This window comes from Streptomyces sp. WAC00040, assembly GCF_056835925.1.
The window spans coordinates 393666-420075 of record NZ_JAKQZE010000002.1; the positions used below are offsets into that span (position 1 = coordinate 393666).

The following is a 26410-nucleotide window of genomic DNA, read 5'->3' on the forward strand; positions in this document are numbered from 1 at the left end:
CCACAAAGAGGCCCAGGCCCGGCCGGGAACGGGACCGGGGCCCGGTCCGGCTGGAGGGTATTACCGGTATATGAATACCGGCGCTAGGATGCGCGACATGGTGCGCACCCCTCTCACCGCCGAAGAGCGCGAACGCGGCGAACGGCTCGGCCGGCTGCTCCGCCGGGCGCGCGGCGATCGCAGCATGGTCGAGGTGGCCGCCACGGCGGGTCTCTCCCCGGAGACACTGCGCAAGATCGAGACGGGGCGGGCGCCCACCCCCGCGTTCTTCACCGTCGCCGCTCTGGCCGTGGCTCTCGGCCTGTCCATGGACGAACTCGCCGTCCACTGTGCCGCTGTGCCTGTGCCTGCGCCCGTGCCGGTACCGGTGGCCTGAGCCGGCGGCAGGGGGCGTAGTCTCGCTGGCGTGAGTGCCGAGATGTTCGCCAGTGCCAGGTACGTCAGTGTCACCACGTTCCGCAAGAACGGGACCGGAGTGGCCACGCCCGTGTGGTTCGCGGTGGACGGCGGTGAGTTGTTCCTCTGGACCCGCACGGACTCGTGGAAGGTCAAGCGCCTGCGCAACGACAGCCGGGTCGTCGTCACCGTCTGCGACGTACGGGGCAGGGTCGAGGAGGGCGCCCCCACCGCGGAGGGCACCGCCCGGCTCCTGGACGGGGCCGAACTGGGCGCGGTCCGCAAGCTCCTGTCGCGCAAGTACACCTGGCAGTTCTGGGCCGTCGACTGGCCGGCGATGATCGTGCGACTGGGCAAGCGCCCGCACACCGGTATCGCGGTCACGTTCTGAAAAGGCGCCGTAGCAGCCTCGTAACACCCCTGCGGTCGAATGCCTGCGGTGCCCTCGGAGTGGAGGGCTCCATTCGGCAGTGGGGCGGCAGGGGCGGCAGGGGCGGCGATGACGGTGCATCAACTCCCGGCGGACATCGGGACGTTCGCGCGGTACTTCGGGGAGCTGGTGAGGCGGCTCGACCCGGCCGGAGGCTGGTACGCGGTCTTCCTGCGGCGTGACCCGGAGGGCATGCGGGCCTGCCTGGACGGGAGCGAGATCCCGCCCTGGGACGTGGTCGAGGCCCTGCTGCACGACCTGCCCGCCCAGGACGCCGCGGAGTCCGCGCGGGCGGCCGGGCTGCACGCGGCGGCCGCCGCCACGCACGACCGGCTGCCGGGCGGTCGTGAAAGGCTCGAGGAACGGGTCGAGTTCATGCGGCGGGAACGGCTGCGCGCACAGGGCCGGGCCGAGGAGCTCCTCCGGCTGCTGCCCGGGTGCGCACAGGGCTCGGCGGAGGCGGAACGCCTCACCCACGAGCTTGCGTGGACCAGGGACGACCACACCAGGGCGGTGCGTCGGCTCGCGGAACTGGACTCCCGTCTGGCCGGCCTCGTCCCGCCCGGTCCGGGACCCGCAGACGACCCGGCGCACCGGCCCGCGGAGCCCGCGGGCGCCGGAACGCGGTCCGAGGAGCGGCGGCCGCCCGAGGCCCCGCCGGGCGACGGGAAGAGGCGCGGCGCGGGGAAGAAGCGCCGTCCTCGCGGCGGCGCCCGGTTCGCCGGCATGGAGGACGCGGGGGACGACGCCGTCGCCGTGCCCCTGCTTCCGGTCGCGGGTGACGTGCCGCGCGGAGCCCGCTACGGCGGCGCCGCGGCCGAGCCCGCCCCGGAGGCGCCGCCTGTGCCGGAGGGCGCGTACCGCGCCGCCAGGGACACCGTCGCCGCGCTCGGTCGGCTCCGCGCCGAGGGCCGCGGCGGCGAGGCGCACGCCCTGATCTGCGAGGCCGCCGCCCGGCCCGCGGCCTGGCTGCCTGCGCTCGCCGACGAGCTGAACCGCTCAGGGCCTGCGGCGGACTGGGCCACCCTGCTGTGGGAGGTGGCGTCACAGCCGGCCTTACGGCTCGCCGCCGCCGCGGAGGCGCTCGTCGCGGCGGGCCGGGGCGACGACGGCGGGCAGCTGCTGCGCCAGGGGGTGTTCCGTTCCCCCGACGAGATCGCGGACGCCGTCCTCACGCTGGAGGAGGCGGGAACGCCGCACCGTGCCCGTACCCTGCTGGCCGCGTTCGTGCAGGTCCGCACCGCCGCGGACGCGGCTGCCTGCGTGGCGCTGGACCCCGCCCGGCTGGTGCCGATGCTGCTCGGCGCCGCCCGGGACGTCTCGTCGGCCAGGGAGCGGGACATCGTCCACGCACTGCGCGTGGCCGGACACCTCCGCGGCTGAAAATGATCGATGTCGACCGCTCGGGTGCGAAACAAGATCGACTCAGCGGGTTCACGACGATGGTCTTGCCCCCGAGTGTGACGCGGCTTACGTTCTCCTCCTACGCATTGTGTCTACGTGCGTAGAAGCTCTCGGACGTCCTGTCGAAGGAGCAGCTCATGGCCACTGTCGTACGCGCCGCACTCGTCCAGGCCACCTGGACCGGCGACACCGAATCCATGATCGCCAAACATGAGGAACACGCCCGGGAGGCGGCCCGGCAGGGCGCCAAGGTCATCGGCTTCCAAGAGGTCTTCAACGCCCCCTACTTCTGCCAGGTCCAGGACCCCGAGCACTACCGCTGGGCGGAGCCGGTGCCGGACGGTCCGACGGTCCGGCGGATGCAGGAGCTCGCCCGCGAGACCGGCATGGTGATCGTGGTCCCGGTCTTCGAGGTCGAGGGCGCGGGCTTCTACTACAACACCGCCGCCGTGATCGACGCCGACGGCAGCTACCTGGGCAAGTACCGCAAGCACCACATCCCCCAGGTCAAGGGCTTCTGGGAGAAGTACTACTTCAGGCCCGGCAACGCCGGCTGGCCCGTGTTCGACACCGCGGTGGGCAAGGTCGGCGTCTACATCTGCTACGACCGCCACTTCCCCGAGGGCTGGCGGCAACTTGGCCTCGGCGGCGCCCAGTTGGTGTACAACCCGTCCGCGACCCACCGCGGACTGTCCTCCTACCTGTGGCAGCTGGAGCAGCCCGCCGCCGCCGTCGCCAACGAGTACTTCGTCGCCGCCATCAACCGCGTCGGCATCGAGGAGTACGGCGACAACGACTTCTACGGCACCAGCTACTTCGTCGACCCGCGCGGCCAGTTCGTCGGCGACGTCGCCAGCGACAAGGAGGAGGAGCTCGTCGTGAGGGACCTCGACTTCGACATGATCGAGACGGTGCGGCAGCAGTGGGCGTTCTACCGCGACCGCCGGCCCGACGCCTACGAGGGGCTGGTGCGGCCGTGACCGACCTCTACGAGCGGCACCGTGCCGTCATCCCCGACTGGGTCGCGCTCTACTACAAGCAGCCGATCGAGATCACCCACGGCGAAGGACGCCACGTCTGGGACGCGGACGGCAACCGGTACCTGGACTTCTTCGGCGGCATCCTCACCACCATGACCGCCCACGCGCTGCCCGAGGTCACCAAGGCGGTGAGCGAGCAGGCCGGACGGCTCATCCACTCCTCCACCCTCTACCTCAACCGCCCCATGGTGGAGCTCGCCGAGCGGATCGCCGCGCTCTCCGGCATTCCGGACGCCCGCGTCTTCTTCACCACCTCCGGCACGGAGGCCAACGACACCGCGCTGCTGCTGGCGACCGGCCACCGCCGCTCCAACCAGATCCTGGCGATGCGCAACAGCTACCACGGCCGGTCGTTCTCCGCGGTCTCCGTCACCGGCAACCACGCCTGGTCGCCGACCAGCCTCTCGCCGCTCCAGACGCTGTACGTGCACGGCGGCGTCCGCAGCCGAGGCCCCTTCGCCCACCTCTCCGACGCGCAGTTCATCGAGGCGTGCGTCGCCGACCTCGAGGACCTCCTCGGACACACCCACGACGTGGCCGCGCTGATCGCTGAGCCGGTGCAGGGCGTCGGCGGCTTCACCTCACCGCCCGACGGCCTGTACGCCGCCTTCCGCGAGATCCTGGACCGGCACGGCATCCTGTGGATCTCCGACGAGGTGCAGACCGGCTGGGGCCGAACCGGCGAGCACTTCTGGGGCTGGCAGGCCCACGGCCGAAGCGGTCCGCCCGACATCCTCACCTTCGCCAAGGGCATCGGCAACGGTATGTCCGTGGGAGGCGTCGTCGCCCGCGCCGAGATCATGAACTGCCTCGATGCGAACTCCATCTCCACCTTCGGCGGCAGCCCCGTCACCATGGCCGCCGGCGTCGCCAACCTCTCCTACCTCCTGGAACACGACCTCCAGGGCAACGCCCGCCGGGTCGGCGGCCTGCTGATCGAGCGGCTGCGCGGCATCGCGGCGAGCGTGCCCGCTGTGCGGGAGGTACGGGGCCGGGGACTCATGATCGGCATCGAGCTGGTCAGGCCGGGCACCGACGAGGCGGACCCCCAGGCTGCGGCGACCGTCCTCGAGGCCGCCCGCGAGGGCGGGCTGCTGATCGGCAAGGGCGGCGGCCACAACACCAGCGTCCTGCGCATCGCCCCGCCGCTCTCCCTGACCGTCGCAGAAGCGGAAGAGGGCGCCCTGGTCCTGGAACGGGCCTTGCGCATCCTGTAGTTGTCACGCGATCGCCGCCACTTCCCACGCGAGGAGACCATGAGCAACCGCACCCTGATCCGCGGCGGACTCGTCGTGACCGCCGCCGACGAGATGCACGCCGACGTCCTCGTCGAGGACGGCCGCATCGCCGCGCTCGCCGCGCACAACTCGCCCGTTTCGCAGACGTGGACGGTCGCCCGCACCATCGACGCCACCAACAAGTACGTCCTGCCGGGCGGCGTCGACGCCCACACCCACATGGAGCTGCCGTTCGGCGGGACCTTCGCCTCCGACACGTTCGAGACGGGCACCCGAGCCGCCGCCTGGGGCGGCACGACCACGATCATCGACTTCGCGGTGCAGTCGGTGGGGCGGGCGCTGCGGGAGGGCCTCGACGCCTGGTACGCCAAGGCCGACGGCAACTGCGCCATCGACTACGGCTTCCACATGATCCTCTCCGACGTCAACGAGCAGTCGTTGAAGGAGATGGACCTGCTGGTGGAGGAGGGCATCACCTCCTTCAAACTCTTCATGGCCTACCCCGGCGTCTTCTACAGCGACGACGGGCAGATCCTGCGCGCGATGCAGCGCTCCGCCGTCAACGGCGGCCTGATCATGATGCACGCGGAGAACGGCATCGCCATCGACGTGCTGGTCGAGCAGGCGCTCGCCGAGGGCCGCACCGATCCCCGCTACCACGGCGAGGTACGCAAGGTCCTGCTGGAGGCCGAGGCCACCCACCGGGCCATCCAACTCGCCCGCGTCGCCGGCGCCCCGCTGTACGTGGTGCACGTCTCCGCGGAGGAGGCCGTCGCGGAGCTCGCCGCGGCCCGCGACATGGGACTGCCCGTCTTCGGCGAGACCTGCCCGCAGTACCTCTTCCTGTCCACCGACAACCTCGCCGAACCCGACTTCGAGGGCGCCAAGTACGTCTGCTCCACACCGCTCAGGCCGCGCGAGCACCAGGCGGCACTGTGGCGGGGCCTGCGCACCAACGACCTCCAGGTGGTCTCCACCGACCACTGCCCCTTCTGCTTCACCGGCCAGAAGGAACTGGGGCGCGGCGACTTCTCCAAGATCCCCAACGGTCTCCCGGGCGTGGAGAACCGCATGGACCTCCTCCACCAGGCCGTGGTCGACGGGCACATCAGCCGCCGCCGCTGGATCGAGATCGCCTGCGCCGCACCCGCCAGGATGTTCGGCCTCTACCCGAAGAAGGGCACCATCGCCCCCGGCGCCGACGCCGACATCGTCATCTACGACCCGCACGCCGAACAGACCCTGTCCGTCCGGACACACCACATGAACGTCGACTACTCGGCGTACGAGGGCAAGCGGATCACCGGCCAGGTGGAGACCGTGCTGTCCCGGGGGGAAGTGGTCATCGACGGGCGGACGTTCACCGGCCGCGCCGGCCACGGCGTGTACACCCCCCGCTCCACCTGCCAGTACCTGAACTAGGAGACGATGCCGTGGACTTCGGACTTGTCCTGCAGACCGACCCGCCCGCTTCCGCGGTCGTCGGGCTGATGCGGCGCGCGGAACGCAACGGCTTCCGCTACGGCTGGACCTTCGACTCCGCGGTGCTGTGGCAGGAGCCGTTCGTCATCTACAGCCGCATCCTGGAGCACACGACGAAACTCACCGTCGGGCCCATGGTGACCAACCCCGGTACCCGCACCTGGGAGGTGACCGCCTCCACCTTCGCCACCCTCAACGACATGTACGGCAACCGCACCGTGTGCGGCATAGGGCGCGGTGACTCCGCCATGCGGGTGGCCGGACGCCGGCCCAACACGCTCGCCAGGCTCGGCGAGGCCATCGACGTGATCCGCGATCTCGCGGAAGGGCGCGAGACCGTCGTCGACGGGCAGCCGCTGCGGATCCCCTGGGTCAGGGACGGGAAGCTGCCCGTGTGGATGGCCGCCTACGGGCCCAAGGCCCTGGCTCTCGCCGGGCAGAAGGCCGACGGCTTCATCCTCCAGCTCGCCGACCCGTATCTGACGGAGTGGATGGTGAAGGCCGTGCGCACCGCCGCCGCCGACGCCGGACGCGACCCGGCCTCCGTCACAGTCTGCGTCGCGGCTCCCGCGTACGTGAGCGACGACCTGGCACACGCCCGGGAGCAGTGCCGGTGGTTCGGCGGGATGGTGGGCAACCATGTCGCGGACCTCGTCTCCCGCTACGGCGAGCACTCCGGCATGGTCCCGGAGGCGCTCACCGCCTACATCAAGGGGCGGCACGGCTACGACTACAGCCACCACGGCCGCGCCGGCAATCCGTCCACCGACTTCGTCCCCGACGAGATCGTCGACCGGTTCTGCCTGCTCGGGCCGGCCGAGGCACACATCGAAAAGCTCCAGGCGCTGCGCGACCTGGGCGTCGACCAGTTCGCGCTCTACAACATGCACGACGCGAAGGAAACGACGATCGACGCGTACGGCGCGGAGATCATTCCGGCACTGAACCGCTGACCTCCTCCGAAGGGCCCTCGCCGCCATGACCGCGACCGTCCCGCCCGTGCCGTCACAAGAACCGATACCGGACCCGGCGGGACGCGTCGAACTCCCGCCGGGCACGACCCTCGCGGACAACCGTTTCGTCAATGACGACCTGCTGCCCGTACCGGTCGCCCGCCGCCGGTGGACCACCTACAACTTCGCCGCCCTGTGGGTCGGCATGGCCCACAACATCCCTTCCTGGCTGCTCGCCTCCGGGCTGGTCGCGCTCGGCATGGACTGGAAGCAGGCGGTGTTCACCATCGCCCTGGCCAACGTCATCGTGCTGCTGCCGATGCTGCTGACCGGCCACGCGGGTCCCAAGTACGGCATCCCCTTCCCGGTGCTCGCCCGCGCCTCCTTCGGACTGCGCGGCGCGAACCTGCCCGCGATGATCCGGGCCGCGGTGGCCTGCGCATGGTTCGGCATCCAGACGTGGATCGGCGGCCAGGGCATCTTCGTCCTGCTCGGCAAGATCTTCGGCGGCTGGGCCGAGGCGGCCGAGGTCGGCGGGCAGCCGTGGACGCTGTGGGTCTGCTTCGTCCTCTTCTGGGCGCTGGAACTCGCCATCATCTACCGGGGGATGGAGGCGCTGCGCCGGTTCGAGAACTGGGCCGCGCCGTTCGTCATCGTCGGCGCGGTGGTGCTGCTGGTGTGGGTCACCGCCAAGGCGGGCGGTGTCGGCCCGCTGCTCGACCAGCCCTCGAAGCTGGGCTGGGGCGCGGACTTCTGGCCGGTGTTCTTCCCGTCCCTGATGGGCATGATCGCCTTCTGGGCGACCCTCTCGCTGAACATCCCCGACTTCACCCGGTTCGGGGCGGGCCAGCGCGCCCAGATCTGGGGCCAGACGCTCGGCCTGCCCACCACGATGACCCTGTTCGCGCTGCTGTCGGTGTTCGTCACGTCCGGCTCGCAGGCGGTGTACGGGGCGGCTGTGTGGGACCCCGTCGCGCTGGCGGCCAAGACCGACAACGTCTTCGGTCTGCTCTTCGCCCTGGTCACCGTGCTCGTCGCGACGATCTCGGTGAACATCGCGGCGAACGTGGTGTCGCCGGCGTACGACCTGGCGAACCTGGCGCCCAAGTTCATCAACTTCCGTACCGGCGCGCTGATCACCGGCGTCGTCGGCGTGTTGATCATGCCGTGGAAGCTGACCGAGACGCCCGAGTTGTACATCTTCACCTGGCTGGGGCTCGTCGGTGGGCTGCTCGGCACCGTCGCGGGCATCCTCATCGCCGACTACTGGCTCGTGCGCCGGACCGTCCTCGACCTGACCGCGCTCTACACGCCCGGCGGCCCCTACTGGTACACCTCGGGCTGGAACCTGCGTGCCGTGGCCGCCTTCGTGGTCGGCGGGGCGCTCGCGGTCGGCGGCTCCCATTCGGCCCCGGGCAAGGGCCCGTTCCCCGAGGACGGCCTGATCCCGTTCCTGCGTCCCCTCGCGGACTACGGCTGGGCAGTGGGCCTCGCGGCGTCGCTGGTGCTGTACGTGGTGCTCATGCGGCTCGGCGGACAGCCGGGAACAGCGGCGCGAGCGCGCTGACCAGCCGCCCGCGCCAGTGGTCCGCACCGCCGCGCAGCGAGGGGTGGACGGCCCGGAGGCCCTCCAGGTCGACGGGCAGGGACACCAGTGCCTCCGGACGGAAACGGCCGGCGTGCTCACCGAGCACGGTCCGCAGCAGCCGTGGCCCGAGCCGGGTGCAGGGTGCTTCGGCCAGCAGCACGGCGTCGTACAGGTCCTTGCCCCGCGCGACGTCGTCGCCGCACAGCCACAGCAGCTTCCAGGCGAGCGAGAGCTCCGGACTCGCCGTCACCGTCACGGTCGGCGGCCCGCCGTCGCCGCGCGGTACGGGCGTCCGTACCGGGGCCTGCGGCAGAGTCTCGTCGCTCGCGAAGTCCAGCTGGATCTCGCCCGCCCCGCCGTCCGCCGTGCGGAACGGCACCGTGAGACGCACGCCGGGCGTCTCGTAGACCCTGTAGGTCCAGGTGCCGTCCTCGCGGATGCCGCCGACGTCCAGGACGACCCCGCCGCCCGCGTGAGGCTCCTCCGCCACCGCCTCGTACAGCCGCGCGGCCGGCGACTCGTGGTCGAAGTCGTCGGCGTCCATCCAGCGCAGCCCGTCGGGAGGCAGCCGCGGCCGGGTGCCGTACGTGCCGTCATCGCCCTCCGGGTCCCACAGTTCGGAGCCGGCCGCGCCGTGCGCCGCCTCCGGCCACTGCTGGACGTCGGCCGGCTGATCGATGTACGGGAAGGGGGAGAGCCGGTCCACCGCCGAGCCTTTGCCCGGCTCCAGCACGACGAAGTCCAGGTCGCCGGGCTCGCGGGCCGCCGCCCCCACCCACGCCTGGAGCGTCATGGAGCCGCGCAGCACCAGGCCGCCGCTCCAGGGGGCTTCGGCGATCAGGCCCAGCACATGGTCGAGGGCCGCCCGGCGGGCGCTCTGCACGGTGACCTCCCCTGGCATGGGGGAGACCGTAGCAACGCCCGCCGACAGCGGCGTCTCAGCGGCGGTCGCGCTGGGCCGCCACCACCTCGCGCAGGGTCCGCTCGCCCGGGCCGCCGCGCTGGAGGCGCTCGGCGAAGCCGGGGAACTGGCCCCCGATCGCGCTCAGCAGCCGCATTTCGATCGGAGCCACGTTGATCTCCGCGACGTCACGTTCCACGGCCCGCACGACACCCTCGACGACCTGGCGCGGCGACACCGTCCGTATGCCCGTCGGGGGCTTCGCGCCGGTCACGGCGAACATGCCCACGTCCCGTACGAAACCGGGCTGGACGATCGACACGCCGACGCCCGTGCCGTGCAGGTCCTGACGCAGCCCCAGCGCGAAGCCGCGCAGGCCGAACTTGCTGCCGCTGTAGAGGGACATCGACCTCGTGGTCACCTTCCCCGCCAGGGAGCCGACGAAGGCGAGGTGGCCGCCGCCGGCGTCGACCATGGACGGAACGAGCAGCCGGGCGAGCATGGCAGGAGCGCGCAGGTTGACGGCGAAGGCGCGGTCCATCTGTTCGGGCGTGCAGTCCAGCAGATCGCCGCTGCCGGGCAGGGCGGCGTTCGATATGAGGATGTCCGTGCCGGCGGCTTCCGCGGCGAGCCGTTCCACATCGGCCGCATCGGCCAGATCGGCGACCACCGGGCGGGCGCCGTAGCGCTCCGCGAGCGGTACGAGTGCGTCGGCGCGCCGACCGCTGACTGTCAACTTGGCCCCTCGCGCAGCCAGTTCGGCGGCGAGTTCGCCACCCAGACCGCCGGTCGCCCCGGTGAGCAGAACGCTTGCTCCGCTGATCCGCATCTGGTTACCCTCCAGTCCTGTTCGTTCGAACGAACAATAGGGAGGCGGGTGCGGCGTGTCCAGAGACGAGATGGGCGAACTGACCCAATATTGCCGGGCGTTGGCGGCAGGGAACACAACTTCGGAGGCACTCGTCGCGGAGGCACTCGCCCGCATCGAGGCAACCCGGAGCAGCATCAACGCTTTCAGGACCGTCCGCGGTGACCAAGCCCTCGAGGAGGCACGGGACGCGGACCGGAGGCTCGCGGCGGGGGAGCGGCTGCCGCTGCTCGGTGTACCGGTAGCCGTCAAGGACGACACCGACGTCGCGGGTGTCCCCACCTACTTCGGCTGCCCCGGCGACATCCCGCCGGCCACGGCCGACGGAGAGGCCGTACGCAGGCTCCGGGCCGCCGGAGCGGTCATCGTCGGCAAGACCAACTCCTGTGAACTCGGCCAGTGGCCCTTCACGGAGGGCCCCGCCTTCGGCGTCACCCGCAACCCCTGGTCACCCGCGCACACACCGGGCGGTTCCTCCGGCGGCTCGGCGGCCGCCGTCGCCGCCGGGCTCGTGCCCGCCGCCCTCGGTTCCGACGGCGCCGGCTCCATCCGCATCCCCTCGGCCTGGACCCATCTCGTCGGCATCAAGCCCCAGCGCGGCCGGGTCTCCGTCCACCCCTACACCGACTGCTTCCAGGGCCTCACCGTCAACGGCCCCCTCGCACGGACCGTCGCGGACGCGGCCCTGCTGCTGGACGCCGCCTCCGGCGGGCACCCCGGAGAGCGGTACCACCCGGACGCCATCGACGCCTCGGCCGCCGCCCGCCGTGAACCGGGCAGGCTGCGCATCGCGCTCGCCCTGCGCCCGCCGCTCACCCTCACCGGCACCCGCCCCCACCCCGAGGTGCGCCGGGCGGTGGTCGCGCTCGCCGAGACGCTCGCGAAGCTCGGGCACGACGTCGAAGAGGCCCGACCCCGCTACGGTCTCATCGGCCTGAGCTTCCTGCCCCGTGCCGCGACCGGCATCGCCGAGTACGCCGACCGGCACCCCGATCCGTCGCTCCTCGACCCGCGCACCCGGGCCGCCACCCGCTCCGGCCACCGGCTCGGCGGACGCGTCGTACGCGCCGCCCGCGCCCGCGAGGCCGCCCAGCAGGGCAGGATCGGCGCCTTCTTCGACCACTACGACGTCCTGCTCACGCCCAGCACGGCCACCCCGCCCCCGCCGGTCGGCGCCTTCGACGGAAAGTCCGCCGGGGCCACGGACATCGGCATCGCCGCCGCCTGCCCCTACGCCTGGCCGTGGAACGTCCTCGGCTGGCCCGGCGTCGCCGTCCCCGCGGGCCTCACCCGCGACGGACTGCCCCTCGGGGCCCAACTGCTCGGCCCCGAAGGCGCCGAGGAACGCCTGATCTCCCTCGCCGCCCAGCTCGAGGCGGAGCTGCGCTGGTACGAGAAGCGCCCGCCCACCCGTATGACCAGCGGAAGTGCCCCGATGGGACAATGAGGGCCATGTCCTCCGCCGCCCGCTCCGCGCCCACCAGGCAGCGCATCATAGAAGCCGTCCTGCACATCATCGGCAGGGACGGTGTGGCCGCGGTGACCAATCGCCGGATCGCCAAGGAGGCGGGCGTGTCGCTCGGCTCCGTCACGTACCACTTCGCGACGCAGCACGAGCTGCTGCGCGAAAGCCTGCTGCACTTCGTACGGGACGAGACCCGGCGCTTCACCGAGCTGGCCGACGAGTGCCGGAGCGACGGCATAGACATCGCGGGCGCCGCGGCCCTCGCCGGCCAGGTGGCCGGCGGCACCGGCTTCGACAGCGGGCACATCGCGACGTTCGAGCTCTACGTCGAGGCAGGCCGGGACGAGCGGCTGCGGGAGGCGGCGGCGGAGGCGTTCGCCGCGTACGACCGGCTCGCCACGCAGATCCTGACCGGCCTCGGCGTCCCGGACGCGGAAGGGCTCGCGGCGACGACGGTGGCGCTGGTGATGGGCCTTCAGCTCCGGCGGCTCGCCACCGGCAGCCCGGCGGAGGACCTGGTGGACGCGCTGCTGCTGCTTGCGCGTGGCGCCGTCGACCCGGGGACGCTCAGCCGTCCCGGCGGGCAGTGACCACCCACACGCCGGCGTCCAGCAGGACGCCCCGGTCCGTCTCGTAGGGCCGCAGGGCGGCACGCATGGCATGCAGTGTCTCCTCGGGGACCTCGGCGCCCGGCCTCCGCGACACGAAGAAGTCCACGGCGTCGCCGGCGTCCCGCCCCCACGCCGACCCCGTGACCGCGCGCCGCGAGCCGTGCGGCACGCCGCGTCGTCGACCCGCTGCCGCATCCGATGTCCAGGACGCGGTCCCGCTCCCCGATCCCCGCGGCCGCGAACAGCGTCTCGTCGAAGGACGCGAGCATCGCGTCGTAACGCTCGTGGTGGTCCGCCCAGTGCTGTCCCACGGGACCGTTCCACGCGTCGGCCTGACGGGTGTTCACGATGGTGCTCACAGCTGCTCCTCGATCCGCTCGACGGCGGTGATCGCCCCGTACGCGATCAGATGGACCAGGCAGTGGTCCGTGTGCCGGGGAGTGCGCCAGGCCCGTACGTCCTCCTCGGTGATCCGGTACGGCGCGAGGGCCGCGAGCAGCGCCAGCCGGACTCCGGGACGGTCCACGCGATCGGGCAGCCAGTCGGCCGGCAGCGGCGGATGGGCGACGCCGTCGTGGGCGGCCACCGTCTTGCGCACCAGTGCCCGGTCGTCCTCCGACAGCAGCCCGGCACCCATGAGCGCCGCCTCACGCAGCGCCCCGTACGCAATGCCGACGGGCGTGCCCGCCGCCCACGCGGGTTCGATGCCGGAGGTCCGCAGCAGCCGCGTTGTTCCTGGTCGTCTTCTTCGCCGCCGACACAGTCAGTTCCGCCGAGGGCAGCGTCGAACGCTCTCTGCTGCTGCTCGGCTGGTTCCTGTGCGCAGGGGTGACCGGCCTGATCGACAAGAACTGGCAGGCGTATCTGCGTCAGACCGAACAGCGGGCCCTGGAGGCCGAACGCGGCCGCGAGGAGGCCGCGTTGCGCAGGGCGGGGGAGGAACGACTGCGGATCGCCCGCGAGTTGCACGACACGCTCACCCACTCCATCTCGATCGTCAAGCTCCAGGCGGGGGTCGCCGTGCACCTGGCCCGCAAACGGGGCGAGGACGTGCCACCCGCGCTGCTCGCCATCCAGGAGGCGAGCGGGGAGGCCATGCGGGAGCTGCGCTCGACACTCGAGGTCCTGCGGACGGAGGAACGCGAGCCGGCCGCCGGCCTCGTGCGCGTCGGCGAACTCGCCGACCGCGCCCGGGCGGCGGGCATCCCCGTCTCCGTGACCGTCAGCGGTGAACAGCGCGCGCTGCGGCCCGACGTGGACCGCGCGGCCTACCGGATCGTGCAGGAGGCGCTGACCAACGTGGCGCGGCACGCCGACCGGGCCCCGACCCGGATCCGCCTCGACTACGGCGCCGACGAAGTGGCCGTCACCGTCGAGGACGACGGCCCCGCCGCACCGGGCGGGCCCGTCGTGCCGGGCACCGGCCTGACCGGCATGCGGGAACGCGTCACCGCCCTCGGAGGCACGCTGGACACGTCGCCACGGTCCTGCGGCGGCTTCTCGGTGCGCGCCCGTATCCCGCTTCAGGGGCGCCGGGCGCGTCCCGACGGCCGGGAAGATCTCGGAGACCGGGCAGGCCCAATGGACCGGGCCGCCGTGGAGGCGCTGTGATCCGGGTCCTGATCGTGGACGACCAGGCGCTCATGCGGGCCGGCTTCCGTGCCCTGCTCGACGCGGAGGACGGCATCGAGGTCGTGGCCGAGGCCGAGGACGGCCGGCAGGGCCTCGAGCAGGCCCGCCGCCATGTCCCCGACGTCGCCCTGGTCGATGTGCAGATGCCGGTGATGACGGGGATCGAGGCCACCCGGCACATCGCCGCCGATCCGCTCCTCGCGGACGTGCACGTCGTGATCCTCACCAACTACGGCCTGGACGAGTACGTCTTCGACGCGCTGCGCGCGGGGGCCGCGGGCTTCCTGCTCAAGGACACCGAGCCCGCCGAACTGCTGCACGCCGTGCGCGTCGCCGCCCGAGGTGACGCGCTGCTGTCGCCCGCCGTCACCCGGCGTCTGATCGGCGAGTTCGTGGCACGGCCGCCGGACCGGTCCACCGCCCCCGGCATGGAGCACCTCACCCGCCGGGAACGGGAGGTGACGGCTCTGGCGGCCCGTGGGCTGACGAACGAGGAGATCGCCGCCCACATGGTGATCAGCCCCTTCACCGCCAAGACCCACATCAGCCGCGCGATGACCAAGCTCGGCGCCAGGGACCGCGCCCAGCTGGTCGTGTTCGCGTACGAATCGGGGCTGGTGGAACCGCGCGACCCGCTGCGGTGAGAGCCGCGACTCCATATTTCGTTTACAGGTGTAATACTTGTTGAATCAAATAGCTGAGTGCTACAAGCATCCGGCACCGCCCGCGCCCCTGGACGCCGCGGCCGACCCCGGCCACCGCAGCCGGCACACCGCGGCGGCGGCCGTGCACGCCGCCCGGCAGGCCCTCCTCGACGCCGGCCGTCGAGGCGAGCGGCGCGCACCCGGTGGGCACGCTCATCGGCGACCGGGTCCTGGACACCCTGATCGGCGTCGCCCTCGGACCCCTCGCCGCCGTCGCCGTAACCAACCGCCGGGCGGCCCGGCCGGGTGGAGAGGGCACTCGCCGCCGCCGGCGCCCGCGCCGCCGTGGAGCGGACCCTCGCATGCCCGGCCCCTCCGCGGCCGACCTCGACGCCGGGAGCCGCCGGCCGGCCTCCGCCCTCGTGGACCTGCGCGACGCCCAGGACGCCGTGGCGGGCGAATGGTGGCAGCGGCCCCTCCCGGAGGAAGAGGTTCTCGAGGCCGAGCGGGCAGGACACCGTACGCTCGCGGCGACAGCACAACGGCGTGGGCTGCACCGCCCCGCCCCTAGGATCGGAGCGGTGTGACCGACGACATCGTCGCCTCGGTGGTACGGCAGTGGCAGGCCGTGCACCCCGGCCTGGACACCGGGCCCATGGAACTCATCGGCCGCATCAATCGCTGCGCCGCGCTCCTGCAACAGGCGGAGGACGCGCCGCTGCGTGCCGCCGGGCTCACCCGCGCCGAGTTCGACCTGCTCGGCGCGGTCCGCCGCAACGCCCGCGAACTCACCCCCGGCGAGCTGGCCCGCGAGACGTTCTCCTCCGGGGCGGCCGTCACCAAACGGCTGCGCGCCCTCCAAGAACGCGGTCTGGTCGAGCGCCGCGGCGACGAACGAGACCGGCGCGTCGCCCATGTCCGGCTCACCGACGACGGGCGCACCCTGGTCGACCGGCTGCTGCCCGAGCAGCTCGCGTACGAGAGCGCCGTCCTCTCCGGCCTCGGCGAACGGGCCCGCACCGGCCTGGCCGCACACCTCAGGGACCTGCTGGTCCAGCTGGAAGGCCGCCTCGGAACACCGCGGCGCTGACCGGAGCCCCGGCGCGCGGGGCGGCCGACAGGCCGCGATGTCCTTAACCTGAAAGGGTGAACGTCGCGCGCCGGGCCGCCGCGCCCGTCCTGGCCCTCGGGCTCACATTCTGCGCCGTGCCCGCCCACGGTGCCACGGCCGCCGCCCCGCAGCTGTCAGCCACCGTCAGCGACGTACCCCCGTCCAAACTCGGTGCGAGCTACGAACCGGGCTGCCCGGTGCCCCCGTCCCGGCTGCGGCTGCTCACCATGAACCACTGGGGTTTCGACGGCCGTCTCCACCGCGGAGAACTGATCGTCCATCAGGACGAGGTCCGGCCCCTGCTGCACGTCTTCGAGAAGGCCTTCCAGGATCGTTTCCCCATCCGCCGCATGCGGGTCATGGCCGAGTACGGCGGCGACGACGCCAAGGCGATGGCGGCCGACAACACTTCCGCCTTCAACTGCCGCCGGGTGACGGGCGACGCCCGCCATCTCTCGCGCCACTCCTTCGGGGACGCGGTCGACATCAACCCCGCGGAGAACCCGTACGTCGACCGCTCGGGAAAGGTGCACCCGCCGGGCGCGGAGGGCCACCTCGACCGTGACCGGCCCGCCAAAGGCGTGATCGCCCCGGGCGACGCCGTCACCAGGGCGATGGACGACGCCGGCTGGGAGTGGGGCGGCCGCTGGTCGCCCCCGGACTACCACCACTTCTCATCAGACGGCACCTGACCGGGCGACGGCCGGCGGCACCCGACCTCGTCCCGGGCCGACGGCCCCTGTGGCCCGGCTGCCTCGGCCGACGCATCTGACCCGCTGGCGGGCCGACGACGTCCGGCGGGGCCGCCCCGACTCGAGCGGGCCCGGCCCCGTTCCGGGCTGACGGCACCCGGCCGACCTGACCGCCCCGGCGGTCTCTCACTCGAACAGCCCGCACGGAACGGTCGGCGCAGGCGGTCCTCTGCGCATGGATATTACGTTGCCGGTATGGCCTTCCAGAGGCCGAACGACCTTCCGTTCCCCGGGAAAGGTTCCCCCACCATGCCGCCTCCTCCGACGGACGCCCCAGCCCGCATACGCCGCTCACCCGTACCCGCGGCCCGCACCCCCCGCTCCTCGAGGAAACCCCTCTCCCTCGTCGCCTCCGCCACCCTGATCCTGGCCTTCCTCGCCCCCGATTCCGTCGCCGGCGGGCCGATCGGCCCCGATACCGGCGCACGCCCCGAGGCGCACCTCCAACTCGTCCTGGACGGCGAGTCACTGACCGCCCAGGACATGTTCGACGTCCTGGACGCCGAGTCGGTCGCGGTGAAACTCTCCGACGAGAGCCGCACACGGATGCGGCAGATCCGCGACGGCGCGCTCCACGAACTCGCCAAGGGCGCTCGCGTGTACGGCTGGAACCAGGCCCTGGGCCCGCTCAAGGACAAGCAGCTCGACAACGAGCAGCAGAAGGAGTTCCAGAAGCGCATTCTGCGCTCGCATGCCGCAGGCGTCGGCGAGCCGCTGCCCGAGCGGGTCGCACGGCTGGTCATGGTGCTGCGGGCCAACCAGATGGCCCGGGGCGCGATGGCCGTTCGCCCGGAACTCGTCGACCGGATGAACGCCCTCGTCACCGCCGGCGTCACGCCGGTCGTCCCCCACGTCGGCTCGCTCGGCTCCGGCGACCTCCAGCCCATGGCCGCCGTCGGCATGGTCCTCTCCGGGGACCGGGCGCCCGCCCGCTACCGCGGTGAGCAGGGACCCGCCTCGCAGATCCTCGCCCGCGCCGGTCTCGAACCGTCCTTCGAGCTCCAGCAGGGCGAGGCCCTGCCCATCATCAGCGGCAGCACGGTCGTCCTCGCCTCGTACGCCGACGCCCTGCACCGGGCGACCAAGGCCGCCGGCCTGGGCGAGGGCGTCCTTGCCATGTTCATGGACGCCACCCGGGCGGAGATCAGCAGCCTGGACGCCCGCACGCACGCCGAACGCCGGATCCCGGAGGAGGAGAAGGTCGCGGAACGCCTCCGGGCACTGCTGCGGGGCAGTGAGTGGACCACCGAACAGGGCCGCCGGCGGCTCGGCGAGGACCACCCCCGCATCCAGGACGCGGTGTCCCTCCGCGCGGCCCCGCACATCTACGGAGCGCTGCGCGAGACCCTCGCGAAGGGCCGCGAGAACATCGAACGCGAGGCCAACGCCTCCACCTCCAACCCCCTGGTCCTCGCCCGCGGCTCCGGCCGGGGCCACGAGTTCGTGATGGGCGGCAACTGGGACGGAGCTCTCCTCGGCCACGCCGCCGACACACTGAACGCCCAGATCGCCGACTTCGGCGTCCACACCCAGGAACTGTCCGCGCGGCTGCTCTCCCCCAAGTGGAGCTACGGCCTCCCCGCCAACCTCGCCGGCGGCACGCCGGGCCTGAACTCCGGCATGGTGCAGGTCCAGACCGTGGCCGCCGCGCTCGTGCCGGAGATGCAGATCCGCGCCTTGCCCGCCGGCACGCTGTCCCGGCCCGCCAAGGACGGGCAGGAGGACCACAACACCATGGCGATGGCCTCCGTACGCCACCTTCACGAGAATCTGGACCGCCTCGGGACCTTGCAGGCCGTGCTGGCGCTGATGGCCGCGCAGGGCATCGACCTGATCGAGGACAAGATGGCCGGCCTGTCCCTCGGTGAGGGCGTCCGCTCGCTCCACGACATGGTCCGCGCGCACATCGACCCGCTCCACGACGACCGTTACCTCACGCCAGACCTGGTCGAGATGACCGACATCGTCCGGGAGGGCGAGCTGATGGACCGGGCTGCGCCGCCGGGTCGTTGACCATCACGCCGGAGGAGTGCGAGTGCGCCGTCCCCAAGGTGGACGGCCAGGGCTGCCCGGCTTCCCGCTCTTCTCGGAGCGGGAAGCCGGGCAGCCGCTGCGTCAGCGGTGACGCGGGACCTCGCGGCGGCTGCGTGCCCGCAGCAGCACGACGCCCACGATCAGCAGCACGGCCCCGGCGGCCGACGGCCACAACTGCGCGCCGGTCTCGGCCAGTCCGCCCGCCACGGCCTGCGGAGCGGCGTCACCGTTCGGCACCGGGACGTCCGACCCGTTGGCCGTGGCGGGGGCGGTCGTCCCGGCCGGGGCCTTGGGGCTCTGCCCGTCGGCAGCGCGGGCCGGCTCGCCCTGCGCGGTCGAGCGCGCGGCACGGTCGGCGGGCACGCCGGGGGCGGCCGGTTGTGCGGGTGCCTCTGCCGGTTCGGGCCGTGCCCGTTCCGCATCGGGTGTTCCCGGCGCCTGCCCGGCCCCGACCGCGGGCCTTTCGGCGGCGGGCTGCTCGGTGGCGGGCTGTTCGGCAGGCTGTTCGGCGGGCTGCTCGGCCACGGGCGCCGTCGGCGCCGCCGGTGCCGGGTGCGTCGCGGGTTCTTCGGGGGCTTCGGGCGCCGGCACCGGATCGGCGGTGGGCGCGGTGGGACGCGCGGGGACTTCCGGCTCCTGCCGCGACTGGGCCGGCGCCGGCGAGCCGGTCGGAGCGGCGGTGGCCGTCGCCGGGGCGTCCTTCGGCTCCGGACCGTCGCCGCCCGGTGCCTGCGCCGGATCGGCGGCGCCGCAGCGGCGCCCCTCGTTGAGACAGCTCACCATCTCCCGCATGAGCTTCTCGTCGAAGACGTTGATGAAGTCACCGTGGTCGGTGACCGGTTTGTGCAGCTGCTCGGGGAACGAGTCGAGCGCGAAGACGGCGGCGGCCGCGCCCGCGAAGACCGGCGGCGGCACGTCGTAGACGATCCGCTGGACGAGCTGCGGAATGGGGATGAAGCCGCCCGGGCAACGGCCGCTCGCGTCCGTGAAGGCCACATGCGTGCGGTGGTTGGCGCTGTCGGTGTTCCGGCCGTCCCAGCAGCTCTGGAACCTGAAACTGCGCACCACTTTGCTGCCCCGGGGACAGACCGGGTACTTGTCCTTCAGCTGCCGGTCCTCGAAGCCGGTACAGCTCCAGGAGGCGTTGGCATTGGCATTGCCGTTGACGAAGGCCTTCGCGTCCCCGGTGATGATCCGCAGGAAGCGCGGCATGGCGGTGACCTTGCCGCGCGGGTTGCCGACGAAGTCGAGCGTCACCTGCGACGGGGTCAGGATCCTGCCGACGTTCTTGTCCTTGCCGCCGCCGTCCGCCTGGGCGTCTGCCTCTCCCTGACCGTTCTGGAGCCGCAGCACGGGCCAGTAGTACGTCGAGCGGTCGCCCTGGTCGCGGCACGTCGTCGCGCCCGCCGCGAGGTCCTCGTCAGACGCGAACGCGTCGTTGGCCTGGTTGCCCACGTAGTCGTGCATGTGGTGGGCGCCGTTGCTCACTCCCGGAGCGACGATGACGTTGTCCGGGTTGAACTTGCCGTTCGCGTTGACGCCGCAGTCCGTGGTGAACGTGCCGCGGGAGGCGCCGCGCAGCCGCGGGGGATCCTGCACGTTCGGGGACACGGTGCTGATGTCGGCGAAGTCGGACGCCTCGGGGCCGTTGCCGGCCTGGCCGCCGTTGTCTTTCTGCCCGTCGCCCTGTCCGCCGCCGTCGCCCTGTCCGCCGCCGCCGTCCTGTCCGCCGTCGCCTTGGCCGTCGGCGCCCGGTCCGGCCCCGTCGGCCCCGTCCGCGCCGTCGGTCTGCAAGGTGCAGGGAGCGAGTGCCCGCAGATCCTGCGGCCGTTGCCCGGTGATCCGGCCGATGGCTTCCGCGATGCGGTCGATGCCCGCTTCCCGCTTGCTCTGGAGGGGCCCGAGGATCGCGTTCTGCGCGAACTGCGGATCCCGTTCGATCTGTTCCCTCTCGTCGGCGAACCGCTGATAGGCCTCGGTGATCTGGCTGTCCATCGTCGCCAGCTCGCGGTCGACCTCCGCCCTGGCCGCTTCCGGCACGTCCGGCAGCCCGTTCGCGACCTCCGGGCACTTGACCGTCGCCGGCACGGGTCCTGAGCCGAGGGTCCCCGGCTGTTCCTGCCTGGCCCCGCTGGGCCAGGGACCCTGTCCCTCACCGGCGGCGGCATAGGAGTTGACCGCGATGAGCCCGCCGCCGGCGAGGATGAGGGCGATCGAGGCGGCAGCCGTGCGTCTGCCGGCTCTCGGACGTCTTCGCGTTGTTCGTCCCATGAAGAACTCCATCTGCTGCATGGTCAAGTGGGGGCATGACGGCGTCCGGAAAGGGGCACGTCCAGTTCCATACGCGTGGGACGGGCGATGTGTTCAAAGCCGCCTGAACCTCGCGCCCGACCAGGGCGGTTCTGGTCGGTCCGGACGCACAGCGAGGCGAGAGGGCCCTATGTTCACGACCCGGCCGACCCTCCAGGGGACTTTCGGGATGGTGTCCTCCACGCACTGGCTCGCCTCGCAGTCCGCGATGGCCGTGCTCGAGCGGGGTGGCAACGCCTACGACGCCGCTGTGGCCGCCGGGTTCGTGCTCCACGTCGTCGAGCCGCATCTGTGCGGGCCCGCCGGCGAGGTGCCGGTCATCGTCGCGCCGGCCGGCGGCGAGGTGCGCGTGCTGTGCGGCCAGGGCGTCGCGCCCGCCGGGGCCACGATCGCGCAGTACCGCTCGCTCGGCCTCGAACCGGTCCCCGGCACCGGGCCTCTGGCCGCCGCCGTACCGGGAGCGTTCGACGCGTGGATGGTCCTGCTTCGCGACCATGGCACCAAGTCCCTTGCCGAGGTGCTGCATTACGCCGTCGGCTACGCAGAGCACGGACACCCTCCCGTCGAGCGGCTCTGCGAGACGGTGGAGACCGTACGGGGGCTCTTCGAGACCGAATGGACCTCGTCCGCCGCGGTGTTCCTGCCCGGCGGGCAGGCCCCCGCCCCCGGCACGCTGTTCCGCCACCCCGCCCTCGCCGCCACCTGGCGGCGGCTGATCGCGGAGGCGGAGGCCGCCGCTTGTGACCGGATCGGGCAGATCGAGGCCGCGCGGGAGGTGTGGCGCACCGGTTTCATCGCCGAGGCGCTTGTCCGCCAGGCCGGGCGGCCCACCATGGACACCAGCGGCACCCGCCACACCGGCACCCTCACGGCGGCGGACCTGGCCGGGTGGTCGGCCACGTATGAGGCACCGGTCACCTACGACTGGAACGGCTGGACCCTGTGCAAGGCGGGCGGGTGGAGCCAGGGGCCCGCGTTCCTCCAGCAACTGGCCCTGCTGCCGCCGGAACTGCCCGCCTACGGCTCCGCCGAGTACGTCCACCTGCTCGTCGAGGGCTGCAAACTCGCGATGGCGGACCGGGAGGCCTGGTACGGCGACGCGGCCGAGGTCCCCCTCCGCGATCTGCTGTCCGAGCCCTACAACAGGGCCCGCCGCGCGCTCGTCGGCGACAAGGCCTCCTACGACCTGCGGCCCGGCAGCCCCGGCGGACGCACCACCGTCATGAGCCCCCGCGCCGCCGACGTGCTGGACGACGGCGCCGGCGCATTGGGCGCGGGGGAGCCGACCGTCGCACGGGACGGCGCGGTCCAGGGCGACACCTGCCACCTCGACATCGTCGACCGGTGGGGCAACATGGTCGCGGCCACCCCCAGCGGCGGCTGGCTGCAGTCCAATCCCGTGGTGCCGGAGCTGGGCTTCCCGCTCGGCACGCGACTCCAGATGACCTGGCTCGAGCCGGGCCTGCCGAACTCCCTCACGCCCGGCCGCCGCCCGCGCACCACCCTGACGCCCTCGCTGGCGCTGCGCGACGGCATGCCCGTGATGGCGTTCGGCACCCCGGGCGGCGACCAGCAGGACCAGTGGCAGCTGCACTTCTTCCTGGCCGTCGCGCTGCGGCCCCCGGTGCGCGGCGGATACGACCTGCAGGGCGCCGTCGACGCTCCCAACTGGCACAACGACGCCTTCCCCGGCTCGTTCTACCCGCGCGGGATGCGGCCCGGCAGCGTCACCGTCGAATCCCGCACGCCCCCGGAGGTGGTCGCCGGGCTGCGTGAGCGCGGACACGACGTCACCGTGGGCGGGCCCTGGTCGGAGGGCAGACTCTGCGTGGTCGCACGCGACCCCAGCACAGGAGTGCTCTCCGCGGCGGCGAACCCCAGGGGAATGCAGGGTTACGCGGTGGGACGCTGACCGCCTCCCTCGATGTCGGCCGGGCATGATTGTCTGAGGACATGATCGATGACTTTCTGACCGGGGATCTGTCCGATGTCGAGGAGGCGGTCCGCAAGGCGGCGGCCGCCGAGATCGTGCCGCGCTACCGCCGGCTCGCCGCGCACGAGGTCGACGAGAAGACGGGCCCGCACGACCTCGTCACGATCGCCGACCGCAGCGCGGAGGAGCACCTCACCGCATCGCTCACGGCGCTCGTGCCGGGCTCCGTCGTCGTCGGCGAGGAGGCTGTGCACGCGGACCCGGCCGTCGCCGACGCACTGCACGGCGACGCGCCGGTGTGGATCGTCGACCCGGTCGACGGCACCCGCCAGTTCGTGCGCGGCGAGCCCGGGTTCTGCACGCTCGTCGCGCTCGCGGTGCGCGGCGAACTGCTTGCCTCGTGGACGTACGCGCCGGTGCTCGACGAGTTCGCCGTCGCCGTGCGCGGTGGCGGCGCCCGGCTCAACGGCGAGCCGCTGAGGTCCGGTTCGCCCGCTCCCGGCTCGGTGCTGCGAGTCGCGATGTCCCATCCCGACTACACCACCCCGGAGCAGAAGCGCGCGCTGCTCGGGCTGGCAGAGCCCGGCGTCGAGGCCAGGCCCTGCGGCTCGGCGGGCCTCGAATACCTGGACGTCGCACGCGGCGGCCTGGACGCGGTGGCCTTCTCCTGGGAGCTCGCGTGGGACCACGCGGCCGGTCTGCTCCTGGTGACGGAGGCGGGGGGCGCGCATCTCACCGTCGCCGGCGAGCCCTTCCGCGTGACGGGCCCCAACGTCCTCCCGTTCACGGCGGCCCGCGACGAGGCCACGGCCCGGCGGATCCGCGAACTCCTTACCTGACGCGCCGGGCCACGGCCCCGGCACCCGGACCCGCCGGGTCCCGTCCGGACCCCGCCGGGTCCGGACCGCCCGGCCGAGCCCCGACCGGGGCCCCGACCGGGCGGGCGCGCGGTCGCCCACGTTCGGTCGACCGCGCGCCGGGCGACGCTTCCGGGCCCGCCCGAAGGGCCGTCTGTCCGCTTCGGGCCGCAGGCAGCCGGCCCTGCTCGCAAGGCCGGCTGCCTGCGGCCGTCCCGCAAGGCTGATGCCGCTCCCGCCTGCTCCGTCGGAGAACGGCTCCGTCCGAAGCCCGCCTGCGCGCCGACGCAAGGCCGGCCCGACGGCAAGGCGGAACCCGACCCCGTCGGCCGGCCCGTCTCAGGCCGGGGCGTCCGCGGCGAGCAGGGTCCTGGTCTCCCGGACCAGCGTGTCCGCGGACGCCACCGCGGCCGGGTCCAGGCCGGTCAGGGCCGCGGACACGCGGGCGGCGAAGTCCGCGGGCATGCCCGGGAGCGCCGCGGCCGTCGCCAACGCGCCCTTCTCGTTGAGGCACCACACCCGGTGGTCGGCGTGCACGGCCTGCACCAGCACCCCGAACGCACGTGACAGGCACAGCGCCACATGCAGCGTGTCCGCCGCCCCGGCGGACTTCGCCGCGGCGGCCACAGAGAAGTCCGCCTCCCACGCCGCGTCGACCAGTGCGCGGCGCAACGGCTCCGGATACCCCTGTGTCCGCTCCCGCAGCGCCGTCAACTCGCCCGCCGGGTCGACCAGTACGCGGCACAGCGCGACCTCACCCACGTACGCGGGCGACCAGAAGCCCAGCGGGTGCCCCGGCTGGACGCCCGTCTCGAACCGCCCTGCCCAGCACTCCGCCCGGACCCGTTCCACCCGGTCGAGGTCCCGCAGGATCCAGTCCACCGCCACGCCGTTCACCGAGAGCCACGCGCCGCCGTTCACCCACGGCCCCCAGCCGCCGGGCCCGGCCACCTCCACCGGCTCTCCCGCCACGTCCGACGCCAGGGCCGCCAGGGCGGCGACGTCGACCTCGCCCCGGTAGTAGACGCCGAGATCCCAGTCGGAGTCGGGCCGGTGGGTGCCCCGAGCGCGGCTGCCGCCGAGCGCGACCGCACGCACACCGGGCACCTCGGCGAGCCGCGCCGCCATATCTTCGATGGTGTTGTTCATCGCGCACGGACGGTACTCCGCCCGCGATGACGGTGCCCGGGAATATCCTTGGGTCTCTTGGCCGTCGGCTGACGAAGGAGTCCGAAGGTGCCGTCGATGTTCGATGCCGTCGTCGTGGGAGCCGGCCCCAACGGGCTGACCGCCGCGGTCGAACTGGCCCGCCGCGGCTTCTCGGTCGCCGTCCACGAAGCCATGGACACCGTCGGTGGCGGTGCCAGGACGGAGGAACTGACCCTCCCCGGTTTCCGCCACGACCCGTGTTCCGCCGTCCACCCGCTCGGCGTCGGCTCGCCCGCCTTCCGCGCGATGCCCCTCGAGCGGCACGGCCTGACCTGGCTGCACCCCGAACTGCCGCTCGCCCATCCGTTCCCGGACGGCACGGCGGCCGTGCTCAGCCGCTCGGTCGGCGAGAGCGCCATGTCTCTGGGCGCGGCGGACGCAGGCGCGTACCGCCGCCTCCTCGCGCCCTACCTCGGCCACTGGGACGGCATCGCGGCGGACTTCCTGCGCACGCCCTGGGACGGGCTGCCCATCGACCCGTACCGCTACGTCCGCTTCGGCCTGGACGCGATCCGGCCCGCGAGCATGCTCGCCCGCCGCTTCCGCGGCGAGAAGGCCCGCGGTCTGTTCGCCGGGCTCGCCGCGCACGCCATCGCCCCCACCAGCGGCATCGCCACCGGAGGAGTCGCCCTGCTGTTCGCGCTGGCCGCGCACGAGGTCGGCTGGCCCGTCCCGCGCGGCGGCTCGCAGGCCATCTCTGACGCCCTCGCCTCCTACCTGCGCTCCCAGGGCGGCACCATCCACACGGGCAGCGCGGTGCGGCGCCTCGACGAGCTCCCGCCGGCCCGGGCGTACGTCTTCGACACCTCACCTACCGCGCTCGCCAGGATCGCCGGGCTCGGCCAGGCGTACTGGCGCTACAGGTACGGCGCCTCCGCGTTCAAGATCGACTACGCGCTGTCGGGGCCGATGCCGTGGCAGGCCAAGGAGGCCAGGGCCGCGGGGACCGTGCACATCGGCCCCACGGCGGCCGAGATCGAGAGCGCCCTCGGCGCGGCCGTCTCCGGGCGGCCCCCCGAGGTCCCGTTCCTCATCACCGCCCAGCCGAGCGTGACCGACCCGACCAGGGCGCCCGAAGGCAAGCACGTCCTGTGGGCGTACGGCCATGTCCCGGCCGGCTGGGAAGGCGACGCGACCGAGGTCGTCGAACGCCAACTGGAGCGCTTCGCACCGGGCTTCCGCGATCTGGTCCTCGCCCGCGCCGTCGCCGGCCCTCCCGAGATCGCCGCTCGCAACGCCAACTACGTCGGCGGTGACATCGCGTGCGGCGCCTTCTCCGGGCTCCAGACCGTCATCCGCCCCAAGCTGGCCCGTGTCCCCTACGCGACCGCCCACCCCGCCGTCTTCATCTGCTCCTCGGCGACCCCGCCCGGCCCCGGCGTCCACGGTATGTCGGGCCACCACGCCGCCAAGGCGGTGTGGCGCCGGCTGCGGCAGCGCTGACGGAAGGCCGAGCCTGAGCGAGCGCGCAGCGCCCCCTCGTCGACGCCACCCGTCCGCCGAAACACCGGCCGCGCGCCTGCCTTCTCACCGGTGAGCCGCTCGCTGCGCG

22 protein-coding genes and 3 pseudogenes are annotated in these 26410 nt (G+C 72.9%); 19 read left to right on the forward strand and 6 right to left on the reverse strand.

What is annotated here, in order from left to right; all coding sequences use genetic code 11:
• Positions 1–97: 97 nt before the first annotated feature.
• The 8 genes from MDN94_RS21085 (at position 98) to MDN94_RS21120 (ending at position 8510) form a co-directional block, all read left to right on the forward strand.
• The gene (locus tag MDN94_RS21085; RefSeq protein ID WP_482727444.1) at positions 98–376 is read left to right on the forward strand and encodes a helix-turn-helix domain-containing protein; all 279 of its coding nucleotides are present in this window, start codon (positions 98–100) and stop codon (positions 374–376) included.
• Positions 377–418: 42 nt separating this feature from the next.
• Entirely contained in the window at positions 419–787 is a 369-nt protein-coding gene (locus MDN94_RS21090; protein ID WP_482728197.1) for a PPOX class F420-dependent oxidoreductase, read from the forward strand.
• Positions 788–895: 108 nt separating this feature from the next.
• Entirely contained in the window at positions 896–2209 is a 1314-nt protein-coding gene (locus tag MDN94_RS21095) for a hypothetical protein (protein ID WP_482727445.1), read from the forward strand.
• A gap of 158 nt (positions 2210–2367) precedes the next feature.
• The gene (locus MDN94_RS21100; RefSeq protein ID WP_482727446.1) at positions 2368–3210 is read left to right on the forward strand and encodes a nitrilase-related carbon-nitrogen hydrolase; all 843 of its coding nucleotides are present in this window, start codon (positions 2368–2370) and stop codon (positions 3208–3210) included.
• Complete coding sequence (locus tag MDN94_RS21105; protein WP_482727447.1) at positions 3207–4487, forward strand: aspartate aminotransferase family protein; 1281 nt, start codon at positions 3207–3209, stop codon at positions 4485–4487. Before MDN94_RS21100 ends, MDN94_RS21105 begins: the two co-directional genes overlap by 4 nt.
• 39 nt (positions 4488–4526) lie before the next feature.
• Positions 4527–5930, forward strand: a complete 1404-nt coding sequence (gene hydA / locus MDN94_RS21110) for a dihydropyrimidinase (protein WP_482727448.1) — start codon at positions 4527–4529, stop codon at positions 5928–5930.
• Between the two features lie 11 nt (positions 5931–5941).
• Positions 5942–6943 carry a TIGR03842 family LLM class F420-dependent oxidoreductase gene (locus MDN94_RS21115; protein ID WP_482727449.1) on the forward strand — a complete coding sequence of 334 codons (1002 nt, stop codon included), beginning with the start codon at positions 5942–5944 and terminating at the stop codon, positions 6941–6943.
• A 25-nt stretch (positions 6944–6968) separates the two neighbouring features.
• Complete coding sequence (locus tag MDN94_RS21120; protein ID WP_482727450.1) at positions 6969–8510, forward strand: NCS1 family nucleobase:cation symporter-1; 1542 nt, start codon at positions 6969–6971, stop codon at positions 8508–8510.
• Here the strand turns inward: MDN94_RS21120 and MDN94_RS21125 are convergent.
• Positions 8464–9432, reverse strand: coding sequence for a nucleotidyl transferase AbiEii/AbiGii toxin family protein (locus MDN94_RS21125; RefSeq protein ID WP_482727451.1), 969 nt, complete (start codon positions 9430–9432; stop codon positions 8464–8466). The two genes, MDN94_RS21120 and MDN94_RS21125, sit on opposite strands and share 47 nt — an antisense overlap.
• A gap of 37 nt (positions 9433–9469) precedes the next feature.
• Positions 9470–10261 (reverse strand): SDR family NAD(P)-dependent oxidoreductase, encoded by a 792-nt coding sequence (locus tag MDN94_RS21130; protein WP_482727452.1) that lies wholly within the window; start codon positions 10259–10261, stop codon positions 9470–9472.
• Positions 10262–10331: 70 nt separating this feature from the next.
• On the opposite strand from MDN94_RS21130, the gene MDN94_RS21135 reads away from it, so the two are divergent.
• A complete protein-coding gene (locus tag MDN94_RS21135; protein WP_482728198.1) occupies positions 10332–11747 on the forward strand; it encodes an amidase in 1416 nt (471 codons plus the stop codon).
• A gap of 5 nt (positions 11748–11752) precedes the next feature.
• Positions 11753–12355: a TetR/AcrR family transcriptional regulator gene (locus tag MDN94_RS21140; RefSeq protein WP_482727453.1), complete on the forward strand. Its 603-nt coding sequence runs from the start codon at positions 11753–11755 to the stop codon at positions 12353–12355.
• On the opposite strand, the gene MDN94_RS21145 is transcribed toward MDN94_RS21140, so the two are convergent.
• Together MDN94_RS21145 and MDN94_RS21150 are read right to left on the reverse strand one after the other, a co-directional pair.
• Positions 12333–12545, reverse strand: coding sequence for a hypothetical protein (locus MDN94_RS21145; protein ID WP_482727454.1), 213 nt, complete (start codon positions 12543–12545; stop codon positions 12333–12335). The genes MDN94_RS21140 and MDN94_RS21145 overlap by 23 nt on opposite strands.
• Before the next feature lie 186 nt (positions 12546–12731).
• A pseudogene (locus MDN94_RS21150) lies at positions 12732–13130 on the reverse strand (carboxymuconolactone decarboxylase family protein); the annotation flags it as partial.
• Between MDN94_RS21150 and MDN94_RS21155 the strand changes: the two are divergent.
• The 6 genes and pseudogenes from MDN94_RS21155 to MDN94_RS21180 all read left to right on the forward strand — a co-directional run.
• Positions 13091–13987 (forward strand): annotated as a pseudogene (locus MDN94_RS21155) (sensor histidine kinase); the annotation flags it as partial. The pseudogenes MDN94_RS21150 and MDN94_RS21155 sit on opposite strands and share 40 nt — an antisense overlap.
• Positions 13984–14652 carry a response regulator gene (locus MDN94_RS21160; protein WP_482727455.1) on the forward strand — a complete coding sequence of 223 codons (669 nt, stop codon included), beginning with the start codon at positions 13984–13986 and terminating at the stop codon, positions 14650–14652. The pseudogene MDN94_RS21155 and the gene MDN94_RS21160, both read left to right, overlap by 4 nt.
• A gap of 161 nt (positions 14653–14813) precedes the next feature.
• A pseudogene (locus tag MDN94_RS21165) lies at positions 14814–15239 on the forward strand (FUSC family protein); the annotation flags it as partial.
• Positions 15236–15742, forward strand: coding sequence for a MarR family winged helix-turn-helix transcriptional regulator (locus MDN94_RS21170; protein WP_482727456.1), 507 nt, complete (start codon positions 15236–15238; stop codon positions 15740–15742). The pseudogene MDN94_RS21165 and the gene MDN94_RS21170, both read left to right, overlap by 4 nt.
• Before the next feature lie 56 nt (positions 15743–15798).
• Positions 15799–16455 (forward strand): M15 family metallopeptidase, encoded by a 657-nt coding sequence (locus MDN94_RS21175; RefSeq protein ID WP_482727457.1) that lies wholly within the window; start codon positions 15799–15801, stop codon positions 16453–16455.
• A gap of 309 nt (positions 16456–16764) precedes the next feature.
• Complete coding sequence (locus MDN94_RS21180; protein ID WP_482727458.1) at positions 16765–18528, forward strand: HAL/PAL/TAL family ammonia-lyase; 1764 nt, start codon at positions 16765–16767, stop codon at positions 18526–18528.
• Between the two features lie 102 nt (positions 18529–18630).
• On the opposite strand, the gene MDN94_RS21185 is transcribed toward MDN94_RS21180, so the two are convergent.
• On the reverse strand, positions 18631–20820 hold the full coding sequence (locus MDN94_RS21185) for a DUF1996 domain-containing protein (protein ID WP_482727459.1): 2190 nt from the start codon (positions 20818–20820) through the stop codon (positions 18631–18633).
• Positions 20821–20989: 169 nt separating this feature from the next.
• Here MDN94_RS21185 and MDN94_RS21190 point away from each other — a divergent pair, with 169 nt between their 5' ends.
• Positions 20990–22771: a gamma-glutamyltransferase family protein gene (locus MDN94_RS21190; RefSeq protein WP_482727460.1), complete on the forward strand. Its 1782-nt coding sequence runs from the start codon at positions 20990–20992 to the stop codon at positions 22769–22771.
• A 41-nt stretch (positions 22772–22812) separates the two neighbouring features.
• A complete protein-coding gene (locus tag MDN94_RS21195; protein WP_482727461.1) occupies positions 22813–23631 on the forward strand; it encodes an inositol monophosphatase family protein in 819 nt (272 codons plus the stop codon).
• A gap of 357 nt (positions 23632–23988) precedes the next feature.
• Here the strand turns inward: MDN94_RS21195 and MDN94_RS21200 are convergent, their stop codons facing one another.
• Positions 23989–24798 (reverse strand): nucleotidyltransferase domain-containing protein, encoded by an 810-nt coding sequence (locus MDN94_RS21200; protein WP_482727462.1) that lies wholly within the window; start codon positions 24796–24798, stop codon positions 23989–23991.
• Positions 24799–24885: 87 nt separating this feature from the next.
• On the opposite strand from MDN94_RS21200, the gene MDN94_RS21205 reads away from it, so the two are divergent.
• The gene (locus tag MDN94_RS21205; RefSeq protein ID WP_482727463.1) at positions 24886–26301 is read left to right on the forward strand and encodes a phytoene desaturase family protein; all 1416 of its coding nucleotides are present in this window, start codon (positions 24886–24888) and stop codon (positions 26299–26301) included.
• Positions 26302–26410 lie beyond the last annotated feature (109 nt).

What these genes read in the sequence shown, in the direction of transcription:
- MDN94_RS21085 (WP_482727444.1), top strand. Translation starts at nt 98, where the DNA reads ATGGTGCGCACCCCTCTCACCGCCGAAGAGCGCGAACGCGGCGAACGG.
- MDN94_RS21090 (WP_482728197.1), top strand. Translation starts at nt 419, where the DNA reads ATGTTCGCCAGTGCCAGGTACGTCAGTGTCACCACGTTCCGCAAGAAC.
- MDN94_RS21095 (WP_482727445.1), top strand. Translation starts at nt 896, where the DNA reads ATGACGGTGCATCAACTCCCGGCGGACATCGGGACGTTCGCGCGGTAC.
- MDN94_RS21100 (WP_482727446.1), top strand. Translation starts at nt 2,368, where the DNA reads ATGGCCACTGTCGTACGCGCCGCACTCGTCCAGGCCACCTGGACCGGC.
- hydA (WP_482727448.1), top strand. Translation starts at nt 4,527, where the DNA reads ATGAGCAACCGCACCCTGATCCGCGGCGGACTCGTCGTGACCGCCGCC.
- MDN94_RS21120 (WP_482727450.1), top strand. Translation starts at nt 6,969, where the DNA reads ATGACCGCGACCGTCCCGCCCGTGCCGTCACAAGAACCGATACCGGAC.
- MDN94_RS21125 (WP_482727451.1), bottom strand. Translation starts at nt 9,432, where the DNA reads ATGCCAGGGGAGGTCACCGTGCAGAGCGCCCGCCGGGCGGCCCTCGAC.
- MDN94_RS21130 (WP_482727452.1), bottom strand. Translation starts at nt 10,261, where the DNA reads ATGCGGATCAGCGGAGCAAGCGTTCTGCTCACCGGGGCGACCGGCGGT.
- MDN94_RS21135 (WP_482728198.1), top strand. Translation starts at nt 10,332, where the DNA reads ATGGGCGAACTGACCCAATATTGCCGGGCGTTGGCGGCAGGGAACACA.
- MDN94_RS21140 (WP_482727453.1), top strand. Translation starts at nt 11,753, where the DNA reads ATGTCCTCCGCCGCCCGCTCCGCGCCCACCAGGCAGCGCATCATAGAA.
- MDN94_RS21180 (WP_482727458.1), top strand. Translation starts at nt 16,765, where the DNA reads ATGCCGCCTCCTCCGACGGACGCCCCAGCCCGCATACGCCGCTCACCC.
- MDN94_RS21185 (WP_482727459.1), bottom strand. Translation starts at nt 20,820, where the DNA reads ATGGGACGAACAACGCGAAGACGTCCGAGAGCCGGCAGACGCACGGCT.
- MDN94_RS21190 (WP_482727460.1), top strand. Translation starts at nt 20,990, where the DNA reads ATGTTCACGACCCGGCCGACCCTCCAGGGGACTTTCGGGATGGTGTCC.
- MDN94_RS21195 (WP_482727461.1), top strand. Translation starts at nt 22,813, where the DNA reads ATGATCGATGACTTTCTGACCGGGGATCTGTCCGATGTCGAGGAGGCG.
- MDN94_RS21200 (WP_482727462.1), bottom strand. Translation starts at nt 24,798, where the DNA reads ATGAACAACACCATCGAAGATATGGCGGCGCGGCTCGCCGAGGTGCCC.